Annotated in this window: 16 protein-coding genes; 9 read left to right on the plus strand and 7 right to left on the minus strand. The window is 66.8% G+C overall.

The genetic code is table 11. From position 1 onward, the window contains the following. Positions 1 to 238: 238 nt before the first annotated feature. Together ACLJEU_RS09755 and ACLJEU_RS09760 are read left to right on the plus strand one after the other, a co-directional pair. Positions 239 to 1,708 carry a glycoside hydrolase family 140 protein gene (locus tag ACLJEU_RS09755; RefSeq protein WP_414664776.1) on the plus strand — a complete coding sequence of 490 codons (1,470 nt, stop codon included), beginning with the start codon at positions 239 to 241 and terminating at the stop codon, positions 1,706 to 1,708. A 111-nt stretch (positions 1,709 to 1,819) separates the two neighbouring features. Then, a complete protein-coding gene (locus ACLJEU_RS09760; protein ID WP_414664777.1) occupies positions 1,820 to 3,130 on the plus strand; it encodes a hypothetical protein in 1,311 nt (436 codons plus the stop codon). A gap of 29 nt (positions 3,131 to 3,159) precedes the next feature. Here ACLJEU_RS09760 and ACLJEU_RS09765 read toward each other — a convergent pair whose 3' ends face one another. Further along, positions 3,160 to 4,446, minus strand: a complete 1,287-nt coding sequence (locus tag ACLJEU_RS09765; RefSeq protein ID WP_414664778.1) for a mandelate racemase/muconate lactonizing enzyme family protein — start codon at positions 4,444 to 4,446, stop codon at positions 3,160 to 3,162. A 317-nt stretch (positions 4,447 to 4,763) separates the two neighbouring features. Here ACLJEU_RS09765 and ACLJEU_RS09770 point away from each other — a divergent pair, with 317 nt between their 5' ends. Beyond that, a complete protein-coding gene (locus ACLJEU_RS09770; protein WP_414664779.1) occupies positions 4,764 to 4,985 on the plus strand; it encodes a hypothetical protein in 222 nt (73 codons plus the stop codon). A 15-nt stretch (positions 4,986 to 5,000) separates the two neighbouring features. Here the strand turns inward: ACLJEU_RS09770 and ACLJEU_RS09775 are convergent, their stop codons facing one another. Then, positions 5,001 to 5,411, minus strand: coding sequence for a YciI family protein (locus tag ACLJEU_RS09775; RefSeq protein WP_414664780.1), 411 nt, complete (start codon positions 5,409 to 5,411; stop codon positions 5,001 to 5,003). A 108-nt stretch (positions 5,412 to 5,519) separates the two neighbouring features. After that, positions 5,520 to 6,020: an SRPBCC family protein gene (locus tag ACLJEU_RS09780; RefSeq protein WP_414664781.1), complete on the minus strand. Its 501-nt coding sequence runs from the start codon at positions 6,018 to 6,020 to the stop codon at positions 5,520 to 5,522. Positions 6,021 to 6,226: 206 nt separating this feature from the next. Here ACLJEU_RS09780 and ACLJEU_RS09785 point away from each other — a divergent pair, with 206 nt between their 5' ends. Continuing rightward, positions 6,227 to 6,424: a hypothetical protein gene (locus ACLJEU_RS09785; RefSeq protein ID WP_414664782.1), complete on the plus strand. Its 198-nt coding sequence runs from the start codon at positions 6,227 to 6,229 to the stop codon at positions 6,422 to 6,424. 152 nt (positions 6,425 to 6,576) lie between these two features. Here ACLJEU_RS09785 and ACLJEU_RS09790 read toward each other — a convergent pair whose 3' ends face one another. After that, positions 6,577 to 6,996, minus strand: a complete 420-nt coding sequence (locus ACLJEU_RS09790; RefSeq protein WP_414664783.1) for a hypothetical protein — start codon at positions 6,994 to 6,996, stop codon at positions 6,577 to 6,579. A gap of 114 nt (positions 6,997 to 7,110) precedes the next feature. On the opposite strand from ACLJEU_RS09790, the gene arsM reads away from it, so the two are divergent. The 3 genes from arsM to ACLJEU_RS09805 all read left to right on the plus strand — a co-directional run bounded on the left by arsM (position 7,111) and on the right by ACLJEU_RS09805 (position 8,985). Then, the gene (gene arsM / locus ACLJEU_RS09795; protein WP_414664784.1) at positions 7,111 to 7,929 is read left to right on the plus strand and encodes an arsenite methyltransferase; all 819 of its coding nucleotides are present in this window, start codon (positions 7,111 to 7,113) and stop codon (positions 7,927 to 7,929) included. A gap of 61 nt (positions 7,930 to 7,990) precedes the next feature. Next, the gene (locus ACLJEU_RS09800; protein ID WP_414664785.1) at positions 7,991 to 8,416 is read left to right on the plus strand and encodes a GNAT family N-acetyltransferase; all 426 of its coding nucleotides are present in this window, start codon (positions 7,991 to 7,993) and stop codon (positions 8,414 to 8,416) included. Continuing rightward, entirely contained in the window at positions 8,413 to 8,985 is a 573-nt protein-coding gene (locus ACLJEU_RS09805) for a sigma-70 family RNA polymerase sigma factor (protein ID WP_414664786.1), read from the plus strand. The genes ACLJEU_RS09800 and ACLJEU_RS09805 overlap by 4 nt, the downstream gene beginning before the upstream one ends. Here the strand turns inward: ACLJEU_RS09805 and ACLJEU_RS09810 are convergent. The 3 genes from ACLJEU_RS09810 to ACLJEU_RS09820 form a co-directional block, all read right to left on the minus strand. Further along, positions 8,951 to 11,713: a cation-translocating P-type ATPase gene (locus ACLJEU_RS09810; protein ID WP_414664787.1), complete on the minus strand. Its 2,763-nt coding sequence runs from the start codon at positions 11,711 to 11,713 to the stop codon at positions 8,951 to 8,953. The genes ACLJEU_RS09805 and ACLJEU_RS09810 overlap by 35 nt on opposite strands. A gap of 63 nt (positions 11,714 to 11,776) precedes the next feature. Then, a complete protein-coding gene (locus ACLJEU_RS09815) occupies positions 11,777 to 13,648 on the minus strand; it encodes a heavy metal translocating P-type ATPase (RefSeq protein WP_414664859.1) in 1,872 nt (623 codons plus the stop codon). A 155-nt stretch (positions 13,649 to 13,803) separates the two neighbouring features. Next, positions 13,804 to 14,172 carry a hypothetical protein gene (locus ACLJEU_RS09820; protein ID WP_457795367.1) on the minus strand — a complete coding sequence of 123 codons (369 nt, stop codon included), beginning with the start codon at positions 14,170 to 14,172 and terminating at the stop codon, positions 13,804 to 13,806. Positions 14,173 to 14,246: 74 nt separating this feature from the next. Between ACLJEU_RS09820 and ACLJEU_RS09825 the strand changes: the two genes are divergently transcribed. Next, the gene (locus tag ACLJEU_RS09825) at positions 14,247 to 14,939 is read left to right on the plus strand and encodes a hypothetical protein (RefSeq protein ID WP_414664789.1); all 693 of its coding nucleotides are present in this window, start codon (positions 14,247 to 14,249) and stop codon (positions 14,937 to 14,939) included. 145 nt (positions 14,940 to 15,084) lie between these two features. After that, positions 15,085 to 16,608 (plus strand): amidase, encoded by a 1,524-nt coding sequence (locus ACLJEU_RS09830; RefSeq protein WP_414664790.1) that lies wholly within the window; start codon positions 15,085 to 15,087, stop codon positions 16,606 to 16,608. The last annotated feature ends 62 nt before the right edge of the window (positions 16,609 to 16,670 follow it).

The following is a 16,670-nucleotide window of genomic DNA, read 5'->3' on the forward strand; positions in this document are numbered from 1 at the left end:
AAGCCAGGAAACCAAGAGGAGACGCTGAGTTTAGACAGAATGGACAGAATTCACGGAATCTGCGGCCTGGGATCCTATTCATTCCGTTCCATTCTGTTCATTCTGTCCAAACCCCGGCGGGTGTACCGCCACGGAAAATGCGGCGACGGTTAATTCAAAAACCAGGAAGCCAGGGCGCGCGGTGACAGGACGGGCGGGAAAGCATCGCCTCCGGCGCTCCGACGCGTTTGCTGGCGTCATGTTCGTGCCCCGCGGCGTCCATCTGCTTATTCCCAATGTTGTGATCGCGTGGGCGCTGGCTGGTGCGATCGGGCGCGCGGCGCTTGCGCCCGCAGCATCCGCCGCGAGCCTGCCCCTGCTGCGCGTGAGCGAGAATCAGCGGTTCCTCGTGACGGATCGGGGCGCGCCGTTCTTCTGGCTCGGCGACACCGCGTGGGAGTTGTTTCACCGATTGAGTCGTGAAGAAGCGGATACGTACCTGCGCACCCGCGCCAGCCAGGGGTTCACGGTCGTGCAGGCGGTGGTGCTCGCGGAATTCGAGGGCCTGACGGTGCCGAATGCGTATGGCCACCTGCCGTTGCTGAATCAGGATCCGCTCACGCCCAATGAGCCCTATTTCGAGCACGTCGACTGGGTGTTGCGCCGCGCGGCGGAACTCGGGCTTCAGGTCGGCTTGCTGCCCACCTGGGGCGACAAGTGGAACAAGAAGTGGGGCGCGGGGCCGGAGGTCTTCACGCCGGCCAACGCGCGGGCCTATGGCGAATGGCTGGGCCGGCGCTATGCCGGTCAGGCCATCGTTTGGATTGTGGGCGGCGATCGTCCCATCGAAACCGATACGCACAAGGCGATCATCCGTGCGATGGCGCAGGGCCTCCGCGCCGGCGACGGCGGCCGGCACTTGATCACGTTTCATCCCAGTGGCGGTCGCGGATCGGCCGAGGTGTTTCACGACGAACCGTGGCTGGACTTCAACATGCGGCAGAACGGCCACGGCGTGGAGTTTTCCGAGCGCTACGCCAAAACGCGCACCGACTACAACCGCACGCCCGTCAAACCGGTCATCGACGGCGAGCCGGTGTACGAGGATCACCCCGTGGCGTTCAAGGCGGCGACGCTTGGGCACACGACGGCGACGGATGTACGCCGGCCGTTTTACTGGGACGTCTTCACCGGCGCGTTTGGCCACACCTACGGCCACCACTCGGTGTGGCAGATGCTCACGCCCGATCGCAAACCGATCAACGCTCCGTTGATGTCTTGGCGGGAGGCACTCGATCAGCCGGGCGGAAAGCAGATGCAGCATGGCCGACGCCTGCTGGAGTCGCGGCCGTTCCTGACGCGGATTCCCGCGGACGATGTCATCGTGCCGGCCGCGGTGCCCACGGCGGTGCCGGGCGAAGGGCGCTACCGGTTTGTCGCGACGCGCGATCAAGGCGGCAGCTACGCGATGGTTTATGTGCCGGCGACGCGCCGCTTCACCGTGCGCCTGGCCGCGGTCAACGGGCCGGTGGTGAACGCGTGGTGGTTCAACCCGCGCACGGGAGGGGCGGTCGCGGCGGGAACGTTTTCCCACCGCGGTCCGCAGGAGTTCACGCCGCCGCAACCCGAGGACGATCTCGACTGGGTGCTGGTGCTGGACGATGCGACACAACAATTTCCTCCGCCCGGCCAGCTGCCGTCGTCCTCGAGCGTACAGCGCGTCCGCTGAGGAGGCGTTGCAGGATTGGGTGCGCCGGGTGGCCTGCCGCTCGTCGCTCGACCCGCTGCCCACCGCGGCTTACCTTGCCGCGTTTCTGCACGTGCCTCTTTCCTCTGCTTCATGTCTCCCTCCGCTCAGCGAAGACTGCGCGCCATGAGTACCGCGCTCATCATCGGTGTCGCGCTCGCGCTGGCAGGAGGCCTGGCGTGGTGGGTGGCCCGCTTGGAAGCCAGCCGCGAACGGCAGCCGACGCCGTGTGATGCGGTGCTCGACGCGGTGTTCGCTCAAGGCTCGGCGACGAAGTCGGATGTCGAGCTCCTCCCGTTGCTGTTGAAGCACCGGCGTGAATGCCTGGGCGATCCCGGGTTTGTGGATCAGGTGCGGCGATTGCTGCTGTCCACTCAGCGGGTCGATCAGGCGCGCGCGTTGCTCAAGGATGCGGAATGGCAGGGGACGTTCAAGCCGGACGAACTCAAGGCGCAGGTGGCGTGGGTGGACCTGACCGCGGCGCACGTGGCGTGGTCGGAGGGAGAAGAAGCGAAGGCGAAGACGATTCGCGCGGGCGCGGTGGCGGTGACGGAGAGTCTGCGGGAGAGCTGGCCCGAATGGTCGGTGCCGTACCGGATTCTCGAGGAGGCCGATGGATTCGTGTGGGTGAAGTCGCCGTCCGATCCCCGGACCGACTACCTTCAGCTCGAACGGCAGGCCCGGCGGCGGTTGTGGACGGGAGCGTGGGTGCGCAGTCTGCAGGACTGGCAGCCGTTGGTGTTTGTCTTTCTGGTGGCCGCGACGGGGCTGCTCGCGCTGGGAGCAGGCCTGCGCGGTGCGATCGCGGCGCGGGAGCTGACGCGGCTCGACGTGTCGTCCATTGCGTCAGCCCAAACTGGATACGTGAAACTTGAGGGAAAGCTGCAGGCTGCGGCCAGGGTTCCGGTCCTGCTGGCGCCCTATTCGAAGAAGCCGGTGGTGTGGTACGAAGTGGCGACCGTCAGCGGCTTCAAGTCCAGCGGCACCCAGTACGATCGTTCCGAAGCGCCCTTTGTCGTGCGCGATGCCTCGGGCGAGGCGGTGGTGGTGCCGGCTGGGATCACCGTGCGCACGCGTCACACCGACGGCCAGCTTGGCGGTACGTTTGGGACGAAGACGGTCAAGCGGGTTCATGAACGCGTCCTGCAGGCGGGCGATGAGGTCTGCGTGCTGGGGGAGCTGACGGACGAGGCGGGGCCGAATGGCAATCGGGTGCGCACCCTGAAGGTGGCCGGCAACGGGCGGCAGCTGCTCGTCTCGAATTACAGCGAGGCCCAGCTGGTGTTCACCGAGCGACTCTGGCTCTGGGTGGGCCTGGGCGTCGGCACCGCGAGCATTCTCGTGCTCCTGTGGTCGTATCAGCAAAGGTACCACGTGATCGCGCTGCCGGGCCTGCTGCGGTAGCCGGGGCCGCTCGAGGCTGGCTGCGCGGCCTATTCGTCGGCCCGCCCGGCGTCGCGCTTCACCACCGTGTGCTTCTTGATGAAGTCGGGATCGATCTCGATGCCGGAACCGGGGCCCGTGGGAACCGTCACGACGCCGCCGTCGGTCTTCAATGACGACGTCTTGCATTCGAAGGGGATCGCCTGGCTGAGGCCCTTGAACTCGTGAAACGGTCCGGCGTTCGCGATCGCGGACACGAAGTGAATCATGTAGAGGTAGCCGAGGCCGCCGGAAATATGCGGTACGCACGTCTTGCCCATGGCGGCGGCCATGCGCGCCACCTTCGTCGAACGAATGAGTCCGCCGAAGTAATACACATCGGGCTGGACGATATCCAAGCCGTCGTTCGCGATCAGCCAGCGGAACGCATGCAGGCTGGCCTCCTGCTCGCCGCCTGCGACGGGCAGGCCCACGGCGTCGGCCACAGCCTTGGTTTCCTCGTACCAGTCGAACGGCACGGGCTCCTCGTAGAAGGCGAATTTGTACTCCTCGAGCAGCCGGCCGAACGTGATGCCCTCGGCGACATCATAGGAGCCGTTGGAGTCCGCGTAGCACACCATGCGGTCGCCAAATTCATTTCGAACCATCGGTATCAGCTTTTCGGATCGTCCGGCGGGAAACTCCGGATGGCTCATGCGGCCGCCGATCTTGATCTTGAGCGCGCGGGCCTGTGATTCCTCCACCTGCCGCTTCAGGTTCCGCATCACCTCCTCCGCGCTGTTGTCGCGCTCGCCGTTCGCGCGGTACACTTGGACCGTCGGGTGGTGGACGGTGTCGCTGATCAGGAGGCCGAGCGGCTTTTGCGCGATGCGCCCGAGCAGATCGAGGACGGCAAACTCGATCGTCGCCATCGGCACCCACAGCGCGAGGCTCTGGAGCTTGTAGTTGCTCTGGTGCACGTAGGCTTCCTCCATGACCGCCTCGAGGTCGCGGGCATCCTTGCCGATGAAGAAGGACTGCAGCCGGTTCACGTGAATCGGATACGTGGACATCATCTGGGAGTTGTTCGAGACCGAGATGCCCTCGGCTCCGTCCTTCGAGCGCACGCGACACAGGAAGCTGTGGTTGAAACGCAGGAGTTCCATCGACGCGATCAGGACGGGCGAGGGAAACAGCTCCCGCCGGAGCACCGGCTTTTTGAGCGCGACGTCGAGTTGGGCGTAGCGCGCCTCCAGGCTTGCGGTGGAGCGGGCGGCGGCGCGGGCGCGCGCCGGCAGGGCGGCGGCGGCGCTGCCGGCGAGCGCGGTGGCGAGGAAGTGACGGCGATTGCTTTTCATGGGAGCGTGGGGGCGACGAAGAGAATCGTGAGCGGGGAACGCCGGCACCGCGGGGTCGGGGAGAGCGGGGAAGGGGGCGACGTAGCCATGGGAACGGAAACCACCGCGTTGGCGACGGGAAATCCTCCGGACTGAACCGGTGCGGGGGCCTGAGCGGCGGTCCGCGCGAAAGGTCCGAAATCACGGTCCGTCAACTCGAATTTGAAAGCGGGCCGGATTCACGTTTCATTTGCCGTCCAATTGTGTCGTTCTGATGACGTCCGACGAAGCGAATCCCGATGCCTACCGTTGACCCTGTGCTCTCCCGTCAGCGTCCGATGCTCGAGAAGATCATCGCGGACGAAACCTGGCTCGAAGGTGAGCGACGCGGACGTCCGGTGGAACCGACCGATCCGGTAGTCCGGCATCACGTGTGTAGCGTCGTCCTGCGCGTGGGGGCCGATTTGCGCGAGCGTGCGATGCGGGAGCTGGCCGCCGAAAATCAGGCACGTATCGGCGAGATCTCTTCGCCGCCAGATCGCAGCAGCGCGGCCGCTTGAACGTGGCCGGCGGGGTCAGGCGGCGTGGCCCGGCGGGCGGCCGCGGACGCCTTCCAGCACGGGACTCACGTCGGCCACCGGCCGCACTTCAACCGTGAGCCCAAGCGGGAGACCGGGACACATTTGGGCAATGGCCGTGGCCTCATCGATGTCCGCGACCGTGAGAAAAAAATAACCGCCGATCGCCTCCTTGGCTTCGGCGTAAGGGCCGTCGGTCACGCGTTCGCCACGTGCTCCCGCCACCACGCGGCCTTGTGGCGCGAGCGGTCGTCCGTGCTGCACCTTACCCTTGGCGGCGAGCCCGTCGTACCAGTCGTTCCATTGCTGCGTGAGCTGGCGACGTTGTTCCGGCGAGAGATGCGCGTGGACGTCGGCACCGGTGTTGCGAAAGAGCAGCAGAAAGGGGGCGGCGGGCGGAGTGGGCATGGGAGGAAAGGGAGGAGGGAAGGGACGGAGCCGGGGTTGCGACGATCGAGGGGAGTTCCGATGGACAGAACGGATCCGGCCCGGCTCCCGGGTTTTCCCGCGCGGTTGTCAGCTGTTTTGGGCCACCGTTTCGAGCTGGGAGGCGCACTGGCCCCAGCCTTGGTGGAAACCCATTTTCTCGTGTGCGTCGCGATCGGCGACCGACCAGTGCCGGACGCGCGCGGTGTAGCGCGTGGTGCCGTTGCCGGCGTCTTCGAACGTCAGCACCCCGGTCATGAACGGCTTTTCCGATGGCTCCCAGGCAGTGGTGAAAGCGTCGGTGAACACCAACCGCTCGTTCTTCACCACCTCGAGGTACACGCCGCGATTGGGAAACTCATTGCCCTGCGGATCCCGCATCACGATCAGGCTCGCTCCGCCCGGCCGGAGGTCCAGCTCCACCCGCGGCGTCGTCCACGGCTTCGGCGCGAACCACTGCTGCATGAGGGCGGGCGTGGTCCATGCCGCGTAGACCTTTTCACGCGGGGCGTTGAGGATGCGGGTGAGGACCAATTCACGGTCAGAGGCAGGAGCGATCGAAGTCGCGTCGGCGGGCGGATTTGAACTCATGATGGGTGGAGGCGGGATGGAAATGATAGGGGTCCTCTCCTGCAACGAATGAGACAGGTGGCGACGGACACGGTCGCGACGGAATCATCGTGGGCGTCGCCCGAGCAAGAATGGGTCGTTCAAAGCCAAGCAATGCGGAGCGTCCGCGCGGCATTTGGACGATAGTAATTCGCACGATGCGCAGTGCGTGTCGCGCACCCTCTCCCATGAAAACCACCCGCAGGTTTCGTCCCTCCTGGTTCATGCTGGCGATTGCAGCCGCCATCGTCGTCGGTGAAGTCGCCGCCTGGGAATTCACCAGCGCGTACGGGATTCGCATGAATCCCCTCGTCGTTGGCTTCCTGTGCATCGGCCTCGTCGCCGCGATCACGTCCGTCCTCTACGAGGGCATCGACATCGGGTAACGACTTCTCGCCGCCGGTCAGCGCCGGGTTCACCGGCCACATTCCGTTGGGGCTGGCGCGGTGCGCCTGCACTGCAAGTTGGCGGTATCGAATGTGCCTGCGGGTGAGTGGCACTCCGCCCGCACCGGCGAGTTGAGTTCAATCCGCTCCGGTCACAGCAGTCCGCGCCAGGTGGCGGCAAGCCAGGGCGCGGCGAGCAGGAATAGCATGCCGAGGATCAACAGCCGGCCGCGGCGCAGATCGAAGTCGGCCGCAATCCGGTTCCAAGGCAGGTGGAATGCCCAGCGGCCAATGGTCAGTTCGAGTGCGAGCATCAGCCCCAACCACAGCCCGCCGACGCACCAGGCACCGGCGGTGTTGCGCGGGTTGATCCAGGGGAGGGTGACGAAGGCCACGGCGAAAATGTAGAGACAGCTGACGCCGACGCCGATCTGCCGGGCGCGATGATCGCCGACTCGGCGGTTGAGAAACTTCACGCGCAGGATGCCTTGCACCACTTCGCCGCCGCCAATCACCAGCCACACGGCCGCAGCTCGGGCAAGCAGGGCAACATCAACCGCGGCGGGAGTCATGTCAGCGAGTCTGATCGCGACTGGGCGTGAGGGCACGAACGGAATTGTGCGCCTCCGCGATTTTGAATGTACGATTTCCTGCGTCCGATTGCACCCGTCTCCGTCAGCAGGGATATGAACTCAATCCATCCTGAACCTGAAGTTTTGCGAGAAGAGGTGCGCCGGCGGTACGGCGCGATTGCCGGCTCGGATCCGGCTGCGACGGGTGCAGCCGCGGCGCCGACGACCTGCTGCCAGCCGCCGTCATCCGGAGCCGCGGCCCCGGGCTGTGGTTGCCAATCTGATACGCAGGCCCGCGCGCTCGGCTACTCGGCCGGCGACGTGGCCGGCGTGCCGGCGGGCGCCAATCTCAACCTGGGCTGCGGCAATCCCGTCGCGCTGGCTTCGTTGCAGCCGGGTCAGACGGTCCTCGATCTCGGCTCGGGCGCCGGCTTTGACGCCCTGCTCGCGGCGCGGGCGGTCGGTCCGGGCGGCCGGGTCATCGGGGTGGACATGACGCCGGAAATGGTCGCGAAGGCCCGCGCCAACGCCCGGAAGGGCGGCTTCGCGCAGGTGGAATTTCGGCTCGGTGAAATCGAAGCGCTGCCCGTGGCGGATGCGTCCATCGATGTCGTGATCTCCAACTGCGTGATCAATCTTTGTCCGGACAAGGCCGCGGTGTACCGCGAGGCATTTCGCGTGCTCCGGCCCGGTGGCCGGCTCGCGGTGTCGGATGTCGTCGCGTACGGGCCGATGCCCGCCGGGTCACGCAGGACCTCGCGTTGCACACCGGTTGTCTGGCCGGCGCGACCGCCCGCGACGATCTCGTGCAGATTCTCGCTGCGGCCGGTTTCACGGACATTGCCGTGCGACCGAAGGGCAATACCGACGAGGTCATCGGCAGTTGGAGCGACGCGCGCCGCTTCGAGTCGCTGGTGTTTGCGGCGGAAGTGACGGCAAACAAGCCCGCAGCGGGATGTTGCGCTCCGACCTGCTGCGCGTGAACTGTGCGCGAATGACTTCTGCCGTCGTGGTGCGACCGATGACCATTGCCGATTTGGAAGCTGCCCGGGCCCTTTGGCGGGAAGCCGAGGGCGTCGCTTTGGCCGTGGGCGACGACGTCGGCACGCTCGCGCGATATCTCGCGCGCAACCCGGGCTTGAGCGCCGTGGCGGTGGAGAACGAACGGCTCGTGGGCGCCGTGCTGGCGGGCCACGACGGGCGGCGCGGTTACCTGTACCATCTCGCGGTCGTGCGCGAGCGGCAGGGCGCGGGCATCGGGCGCGCGCTGGCGGAGTGCGTGCAGAACGGACTGAAGGCGGCGGGCGTGGAACGCATCCTGATTCTCGTGTTGAAGGGAAACGACACCGGTCGCCGTTTCTGGGAGCGGCTCGGCTGGGAAGGTCTCACGTATGCGGAACCCATGGGAATCGATCTATGAGCACGACCTTCGCCACCGCCGCTCCCGACGTTGAACCTGCCGTGGCGGGATTGTGGCGCGAGCTCGCCACGCTCTTGCGCCGCTTCATTCGTGCGCGGACGTCCACGGCGGCGGATTCGGACGACCTGCTGCAGGAAGTCTTCGTTCGTATCCAGAAGCGCCTGCCGCACCTGCGCGATCCCGCGAAACTGCAGGGCTGGGTGTATCGCATCGCGCGCAACACGATCATCGATCACCACCGTAAGCGGCGGCCTGAAAGTCCGCTCGACTTCGAGATCGCGGCGGATGATCCGGCGGGGCAGTCCGCGGTCGATCTGACGCCTGCGCTGCGTCGGTTTCTCGCGGCCTTGCCGGCCGCATACCGCGAACCGTTGGTGCGCCACGCGTTTCAAGGCGAGGCGTTGCCGGAGGTGGCGGCCGCGCTGCGCCTGTCGCTCACGGCAACGAAGAGCCGGGTGCGGCGCGCGCGACTCCTGTTGCGCGAGATGCTCGACCGGTGCTGTCGCTTCGAATTCGATCGGCGCGGTCGGATGATCAATGCGACCCCGCGTGGTGAGTGCGACTGCTGAGCGCGCGCGCGTGGCGCAGGTTCCGCACCTGCTTCACCGCTTCGAGGGCCGCGAGCGGGATGGCGCCGAGCGCGAGCAGCACGAGTCCGTCGGCCAGGCTCATGTAGCCGGTGTGCAGGAAGCGGCCGAGCGTGTCGTTGTGCTGGCTCCAGAATTGGAGGCCGCAGGAGACGAGGACCACGAGCACGAGCTTGAGATTGGTGCGAAGCGAAATGCGCCAGACGGGCGTGGTTTCACTCCGCGCGCCGAAGGACCGTAACAGTTCGGCAAATACCAGCACCGCGAACGCCGCCGCCCGGGCTGTTTCCAATGGCTGCGTTTTCAGCAGATGATGGAAGACGGCAAACGCCACGCCGGCCGTGAGCACGCCGGTGAGCACCATGGTGCGGAGAAAGCCGCGGTCGGTGAGCTTTATGGTGCGCGGCCGCGGCCGGCGCTGCATCACCCGGTGATCGACGGCGTCGGTCGCGAGGCACAGCGCCGGCAGTCCGTCCGTGACCAGGTTGATCCAAAGGAGATGGATCGGCAGCAGCGGCGCGGGCAGCCCGGCGGTCACGCATACAGTCATGAACAGGACTTCGCCGGTGTTGCCGGCCAGCAGGTATTGCAGCGTTTTGCGGATATTGTCGTAAATGCCGCGTCCCGTTTCGACCGCGGACACAATCGTGGCGAAATTGTCGTCGGTGATGATCATGTGCGCGGCCTGCTTCGTGACCTCGGTGCCGGTCCGGCCCATCGCGATGCCGATGTCTGCGCCCTTGATCGCGGGTGCGTCGTTCACGCCGTCGCCCGTCATCGCAACGACGGCGCCGTTTGCCTTCCAGGCGCGGATGATCCGCAGCTTGTGCGCGGCCGTGACGCGGGCGTAGACGGCGATCTCCGCCACGCGGGACTTGAGATCGGCGTCGCTCAAAGCGTCCAGTTCGGCGCCGGTCACCGCGGGTCCGGTGCCGACCGCGAGGCCCAGTTCGTGCGCGATGGTCAGTGCGGTTTGCGGATGATCCCCGGTGATCATCACCACGCGAATGCCGGCCGCATGGCACTTCGCCACCGCGTCGCGGGCCTCGGGTCGCGGCGGATCGTACATGCCGGTCAGGCCGACGAACACGAGATCACGCTCGAGGGTTTCGGCGGTAGCGTCGGCCGCGGGCAGGGTGCTGAAGTCGCGGTGAGCCGACGCCAGCACGCGCAGGGCGCGTCCGGCCAGCGCGGTGGTTTGTGCGAGAATGGCGGTGCGATCGGACGCGGTGAGCGGGCGAATGCCCGTGCTGCTGAGAAAACCGGTGCAGCGATCGAGCACCTTGCCGGGCGCACCGTTGACCAGCAGGCGCGGCGTGCCGTCCGGTTTCAACCGGAGCACGGAGCTCAGTTTGCGATCGGAATCGAAGGGATACTCCCGTTGCGCGGGCCACTCCCGTTCGAGTCGGGCGCGGTCGCCACCGGCTTTGACGCCGGCGACGAGCAGGGCGCCCTCGGTGGGATCGCCGATGGTTTTCCACGCGCCCGACTCGTGGGCGAGTTGCGCGTGGTTGCAGCCGAGCAGGACCGACGCGAGTTCCAGGAGTGGTGCCGCATCCGACGCCTCCAGTTTTTTCCCATCGCGGTGCACGGCGCCCTCGGGCCCGTAGCCTTCGCCGGTGACGTCGTAGGAACGTCCCGCCACGTAGAGGACGCGCGCGGTCATTTCGCCCACGGTGAGCGTGCCGGTTTTGTCCGTGCAGATCACGCTCGTGGAACCGAGCGTTTCGACGGCGGGCAGGCTGCGGACGAGGGCGCGGTGACGGGCGAGGCGCAGCACGCCGAGGGAAAGTGCGACCGTCACGACGGCGGGCAGGCCTTCCGGCACGGCGGCAACGGCCAGACCGACTGCGGTCATGAAGAGCTCTAGCGGCGGGTTGCCCCGCGCGAGGCCAATCGCAAACAGGGTCAGGACAATGCCGAGCGTCACCCAAATCAGGATACGCCCGACGGCGTCGAGTTTGCGCTGCAGCGGCGTGCCCGGATCCGACGCGGCGTCGGTGATCAGTCCGGCGATGCGGCCCAGTTCGCTGGCCATCGCGGTGGCGACCACGACGGCCTGGCCGGTGCCGGTGGCGACGCTCGTGCCCATGAAAACGAGGTTCACGCGGTCACCCAGCGGGATGTCGGCCGCGGTGAGGGGCGCGGTGGTCTTCGCCTGCACGTCGGATTCCCCGGTGAGCGCCGCCTCGATGCAGGTGAGTGACGCCGACTGAAAGAGCCGGGCGTCGGCCGCGATGAGATCGCCCGCCTCCAGCGTGAGGATGTCACCGACGACGATATCCCTTGCCGGAATGGATACGATCTGTCCGCCGCGCCGCACAGTGGCCCGGGGAGCGGTCATCCGCTTGAGGGCGGCAATGGACTTCTCGGCGTTGTACTCCTGATGGAAGCCGATGGCGGCGTTGAGGAGCACGATGGCGAGAATGGCGATGGCATCCACCGTCTGGCCGAGGACGGCGGACACGCCACCGGCCGCGATCAGGATGACGATGATAAGGCTCTTGAATTGGCGGGCGAAGATCAGCCACGGGCCCGTGCGCGCGGTTTCCACGAGTTCGTTGGGACCGTTGGCCGCGAGGCGCGCGGCGGCTTCGACGGGGGAAAGGCCCGCCTCCCCGGACTGCAGACGGTTCAGCACCACGGCGACCGGGTGGCAATGCCACGGCTCCGCGGCGACAGGCGGCGGCGCGCTGAGCGGCGGCTTCATGGGCCGGCGGCACGACCAGGGCGCGAGGCTCCCCGCGTGTGCGCTCCGAGGCGAAGCGAGGTGTCAGGCGCTGGTGTCGAGGTCATGCAGGATCTTGGGAGGAAAGGCGGCGCGCAATGCGTTCAACACGGCCAGGACGTCGATCACTTCCTGGGCGATCGCACCGTGAACCGGATTCAGGTGTCCGGTGGCGGCGACGATCATGCCGATCAGGCTGAGCGCCATGCCGCCGACGGCGCTCTGCAATGCGATGGTGCGCATGCGGCGGGCGATGTGCATGAACTCGTCGATCTTCTCCAGCGAGTTGTCGAGCACCACGACCCCGGCGGCGGCGGCCGTGACGTCGCTGTTCTGGCCGATCGCGATGCCAACCGTCGCGGCCATCATGGCGGGCGCGTCGTTGATGCCGTCGCCCACGTAGAGGGTTTTCGCGATCGCGGTTTCGTGGCGCACCAGCGCGAGCTTTTGCTCCGGACTTTGCTCGGCGTGGATTTCGGTGATGCCCACCTGGCCGGCGAGATAGCGGACCTCGGACTCGCGATCGCCCGAAACGAGGAGGACGCGACTGAAATGGTGGCGCGGACCGAGGTGGTGCACAAAAGACCGGCCCTCGACGCGCGGCGCGTCGCGAAAGCGCAGCGTGGCCGCATAGCGGCCGTCGATGGCGACGACGCACTCGAGTCCTCCGCTGACGGCAGGAATGTCGGCCGCGCCGGGTACGCCCTCGATGGTCAGTTGCTGGCGGCTCGTGATTTGGATCGAGTGACCGGAAACCACGCCGCGCAGGCCCTGGCCGGGTTGCTCGCTGACCTCGGTGGCCTCGGCAAGCGTCCGGTCTTTCTCGCGGGCCGCCGCGAGAATCGCCCGGGCCAGCGGATGTTTCGAGTAGCGTTCCAGACTCGCGACGAGTCCGAGCACATCTTGTTTCGACGATCCGGACGGCTCGAACACGTCGGTCAACTTGGGTTCGCCGTAGGTGAGCGTCCCCGTCTTGTCGAAGATCGCCGTCCGACACTCGGCGATCTGTTCGAGTACGACCGGGCTCTTGACGATGATCGCGCGGCGGGCGCACAGGGAGATGGAGCCGATGATGGCGATCGGTATCGCGATGAGCAGCGGGCAGGGCGTGGCGATGACGAGCACGGCGAGGAAACGCAGGGGCTCGCCGCTGATCGCCCACGCGGCGATGCCGAGTGCGAGTGCGAGCGGCGTGTAGAACGCCCCGAGCCGATCTCCCAGCCGGCGCAGGCGCGGCCGGTTGCGCTCGGAGTCGTGCATGACCTCCATGATTTTCGCGAACCGGGAGTCCGCGGCGCGCCGGCTCGCGCGAATGACCAGCGCCGACTCGCCGTTGATCGCACCGGAGAGCACGGTGGAGCCCAGCGTCTTGGTGATTTGGAACGGTTCACCGGTCAGATAGGATTCGTCCATCACGCCGTGGCCCTCGACCACGACGCCGTCCGTCGGACAGGTTTCGTGCGGAAAGACGACCAGCTGATCGTCCACCGCGATGTCGGCGAGCGGCACATCGTCGAGGTGCTCGGCGCGTTTGCGATGACCGACGGCGGGCATGCGGCGGGCGAGCGTACCCAGGACCGACGAGGCACTCCGCAATGCATAACTCTCCAACGCTTCGCCGCCGGCGAGCATCAGGACGATGATGGCCCCGGCGAGGTATTCGCCCAGCAGCACCGACGTCACGATCGAAACGCCCCCGAGCAGATCGGAGCCGAATTCGCGCCGCAGCAGTTTGCGACCGAGATCAAACAGCTGGGGAACTCCGCCGACGACCAGCGTGACCAGCAGGGGAAACTGCCACAGTTCAACCTCCGTGTGACGGTGGTAGCGGAAGAGCAGGTGGAGCCCGATGCCGGCGAGCGCCAGGCCGGCGATCCACGCCGAACGGCGCTGCCAGATCCGGGCGAACGCGCCCATGGGCTGCGCGACCGGCGCGTTCAGGCCGGTCGGGCTGGCGTCACCGGTGCGGACTGGGAGGCGTGGCTGCGTAGTCATGACGTCGATACGCGCCGGACCGCGGGGCGGCACGGGTGAAGCGGGCGGGCTGCCCGGCAGCGGTTCGAGGCGGCATTCTAGCGGATCCCGTCACCGTCACCATGGGGCATTACCCGACCATCGCGCGCCTCGGGCGCGCAGACGCCAGATACGGTCAACACCCCATCGCGACGCGGGATCGCCAGAGTTAGAATGGAGGCGTGAAAACCAATCATCGCGCTTTTGCCCTGCTGACTTTCCTCGGCGTACTGCTGCTCCCCGTACTCACCGGTTGCCAGACCTCCAAAGGCCTTGGCAAGGACGTGGAGAAGCTCGGTGAAAAAATTCAGGAGAAGTCCAAGTAAGCCTGACCGACCGGCGCAGTCGCTGAAAGCAGCACGACGCTTGCGCTCGCGGCGCGCCGGGTAGGGTAACAACCCATAGCCGGCGTTCGTGGCAGCGCGCATTGTCCCATCCACGACCGTGAGGTCTGTTTCGCGCGTCCGGTCGGATCCGTCGACGCCACCTGTCCCCGCACCCTATGAAATCGATCGACGAACTCACCGGCACGCACCTGCGCACGTATACGACGCTCTTCCAGCATCCGCTGTCGCACAATCTCGAATGGCGATCGGTGCGAACCCTGCTCGAGGCCCTCGGCGAGGTTGCCGAGGAGGCCAATGGTAACCTCAAAGTGACACGCAATGGGGATACGCTCGTGTTGCACCCGCCCGTCACGAAGGACGTGGCCGGCGCCGACGAGATCATGGCGTTGCGGCACTTTCTCGAGCGCTCTTCGACGGGTGCGGCGGTGCCGAAGGCGGACGAGGCCAACTGGCTGCTCGTGATCGATCGTCACGAGGCCCGGATATACCGGTCTCTCGCCGCCGGCGCGGTGCCGCAGCGGATTCATCCGCATGCGCCTGCTCTCCCGGTCCGGTCGGCGGCCCTCGCCAAGAGTGCCGAGCGTTCGGTCGAGAATCCCAATCGCTCCAGCTTCTACGAACCCGTGGCCGGTGTGCTGAAAGGTGCGACGAAGTTCCTGGTGTTCGGCAGCGGCACGGGCACGAGCAGCGAGATGGATCAATTCCTCGGCTGGCTGAAACGCCATCAGCCCGCGGTCGCGCAGCGCAACGTGGCCGCCGTGGTCGTGGACGAGAATCACCGGTCCGAGGCCCAGCTGCTCGCGCAGGCCCGGGAGTTGTTTGACGCCTCTGCCAAGCTGCCGACCTGAAGCGGACGAAGGAAGCAGCCGACGGGGAGGGTGGACGGGACGTCAGTTGCATTTGACTGGTCACGTCGGGGCGCGTGGGCGAAGAGTGGCGGTGCGGGATGCGAATCCCCGGCCGCGTTCTCCGCCGGCATCTGGTCTCCACCCCTTGAATACCACGCGACGATCCTTCCTCAAACTTGCGACGCCGGCCCTGACGTTGAGTGCAATCGGGGGCGGGCCGACGCTGGCGGGTGCAGAGGCACGCGGGCCGGCCGCGGATCCTTTGTGCTTCACGAGCGCGCGCGAGCTCGCCCGCGTGATCACGCAGCGCACGCTTTCGGCGCGCGAAGTCATGGCGGCGCACCTTCGTCAGATCGAACGGGTGAACCCGCGGCTCACGGCGATTGTCGCAAAGCTCGACGACGGCGCCTGTATGGCACTGGCGGCCGCCGCGGATGAACGCCAGGCTCGCGGCGAAACGATCGGTGCGCTGCATGGACTGCCGATCGCAATCAAGGACACGGAGCCGGCGGTCGGATTCCCGTTCACCCGCGGCTCGGTTATTTTTCGTCACGACCAGCCGACGGCTGACTCGGTCAACGTCGAACGGCTGCGGCGCGCGGGCGCGCTTTTCATCGGCAAGACCAATGTGCCGGAGTTCGCGATGGGTTCGCACACCTACAACCGCGTCTACGGCACGACCTACAATCCCTACGATCTCACGAGGAGTGCCGGCGGATCGAGCGGCGGAGCAGCTGCCGCGCTGGCGGCCGGACTGATGCCCATCGCGAACGGCAGCGATCTCGGCGGGTCGCTGCGCAATCCGGGTAATTTCAACAACGTCGTCGGCTTCCGTCCGACCGTGGGTGTGATTCCCGCGGCGCCCGTGGCCATGCCGTTTGGGAATCTCGCGGTGAAGGGACCGCTCGCGCGATCGGTGGCGGACATCGCGTTCCTCATGAGTGTCATGGCCGGAGCCGACGCGCGGGACCCGGCGTGTTATCCCTCCGATCCGGCGGTGTTCAATCGGCCCCTCGAGCGGGACCTCAAGGGGGTGCGCGTCGCGTGGTGTCCTGATTTGGGTGCGCTGCCGCTCGATCCTGCGGTGCGGACAGTCCTGGCCTCCCAGCGGGCGGTCTTTGAGCGGCTCGGCTGCATCGTCGATGACGCGTATCCGGACTTCGGTGGCGTGGACGACGCGTTCCTGACGCTGCGGGCGTGGCGTACGTGGAGCACGTGGGGACCGCTGCTTGCGGCCCACCGGCACGAGATGAAGCCCGAGGCGGTGGGCGAGATTGAAGCGGGTGCGGCGGTGACGGTGGCCGAACTCACGCGGGCGATGACCGTCCAGGCACAGTTCATGGAACGCATGCGGGTGTTTCAGGAGAAGTACGAGTTCATCGTGTGCGCGGTGAACCAGGTGCCGCCGTTTGCGGCGTCGCTCGACTGGCCGAAGGCGATCGACGGGACGGCGATGGAGACGTACGTCGCCTGGATGAAATCGGCCTACTGGATCTCGGCCTCGGCGCATCCGGCGATTTCAGTGCCGGCCGGCTTCACGACCGACGGCCTGCCGGTGGGCATTCAGATCGTCGGGCGTTACCGCGCCGATTTTGAGCTGCTGCAGTGCGCCCATGTGTTCGAGCAGGCCACGCAGGTCGGAAAACGGCGGCCCGCGATCGCAGGCTGAGGGCGGGCGCGTCGGATCAACGCGGGAGCACAAGCCGAGCCCGGGAGCGCAGGCGTCACGCT

Origin of the sequence: Terrisphaera buseokensis (genome assembly GCF_047521145.2) — a bacterium.
Taxonomy (GTDB): Bacteria; Verrucomicrobiota; Verrucomicrobiia; order Opitutales; family Opitutaceae; genus ER46.

What these genes read in the sequence shown, in the direction of transcription:
- ACLJEU_RS09755 (WP_414664776.1), top strand. Translation starts at nt 239, where the DNA reads ATGTTCGTGCCCCGCGGCGTCCATCTGCTTATTCCCAATGTTGTGATC.
- ACLJEU_RS09760 (WP_414664777.1), top strand. Translation starts at nt 1,820, where the DNA reads ATGTCTCCCTCCGCTCAGCGAAGACTGCGCGCCATGAGTACCGCGCTC.
- ACLJEU_RS09765 (WP_414664778.1), bottom strand. Translation starts at nt 4,446, where the DNA reads ATGAAAAGCAATCGCCGTCACTTCCTCGCCACCGCGCTCGCCGGCAGC.
- ACLJEU_RS09770 (WP_414664779.1), top strand. Translation starts at nt 4,764, where the DNA reads ATGCTCGAGAAGATCATCGCGGACGAAACCTGGCTCGAAGGTGAGCGA.
- ACLJEU_RS09775 (WP_414664780.1), bottom strand. Translation starts at nt 5,411, where the DNA reads ATGCCCACTCCGCCCGCCGCCCCCTTTCTGCTGCTCTTTCGCAACACC.
- ACLJEU_RS09780 (WP_414664781.1), bottom strand. Translation starts at nt 6,020, where the DNA reads ATGAGTTCAAATCCGCCCGCCGACGCGACTTCGATCGCTCCTGCCTCT.
- ACLJEU_RS09785 (WP_414664782.1), top strand. Translation starts at nt 6,227, where the DNA reads ATGAAAACCACCCGCAGGTTTCGTCCCTCCTGGTTCATGCTGGCGATT.
- ACLJEU_RS09790 (WP_414664783.1), bottom strand. Translation starts at nt 6,996, where the DNA reads ATGACTCCCGCCGCGGTTGATGTTGCCCTGCTTGCCCGAGCTGCGGCC.
- arsM (WP_414664784.1), top strand. Translation starts at nt 7,111, where the DNA reads ATGAACTCAATCCATCCTGAACCTGAAGTTTTGCGAGAAGAGGTGCGC.
- ACLJEU_RS09800 (WP_414664785.1), top strand. Translation starts at nt 7,991, where the DNA reads ATGACTTCTGCCGTCGTGGTGCGACCGATGACCATTGCCGATTTGGAA.
- ACLJEU_RS09805 (WP_414664786.1), top strand. Translation starts at nt 8,413, where the DNA reads ATGAGCACGACCTTCGCCACCGCCGCTCCCGACGTTGAACCTGCCGTG.
- ACLJEU_RS09810 (WP_414664787.1), bottom strand. Translation starts at nt 11,713, where the DNA reads ATGAAGCCGCCGCTCAGCGCGCCGCCGCCTGTCGCCGCGGAGCCGTGG.
- ACLJEU_RS09815 (WP_414664859.1), bottom strand. Translation starts at nt 13,648, where the DNA reads ATGGGCGCGTTCGCCCGGATCTGGCAGCGCCGTTCGGCGTGGATCGCC.
- ACLJEU_RS09820 (WP_457795367.1), bottom strand. Translation starts at nt 14,172, where the DNA reads ATGCGCGCTGCCACGAACGCCGGCTATGGGTTGTTACCCTACCCGGCG.
- ACLJEU_RS09825 (WP_414664789.1), top strand. Translation starts at nt 14,247, where the DNA reads ATGAAATCGATCGACGAACTCACCGGCACGCACCTGCGCACGTATACG.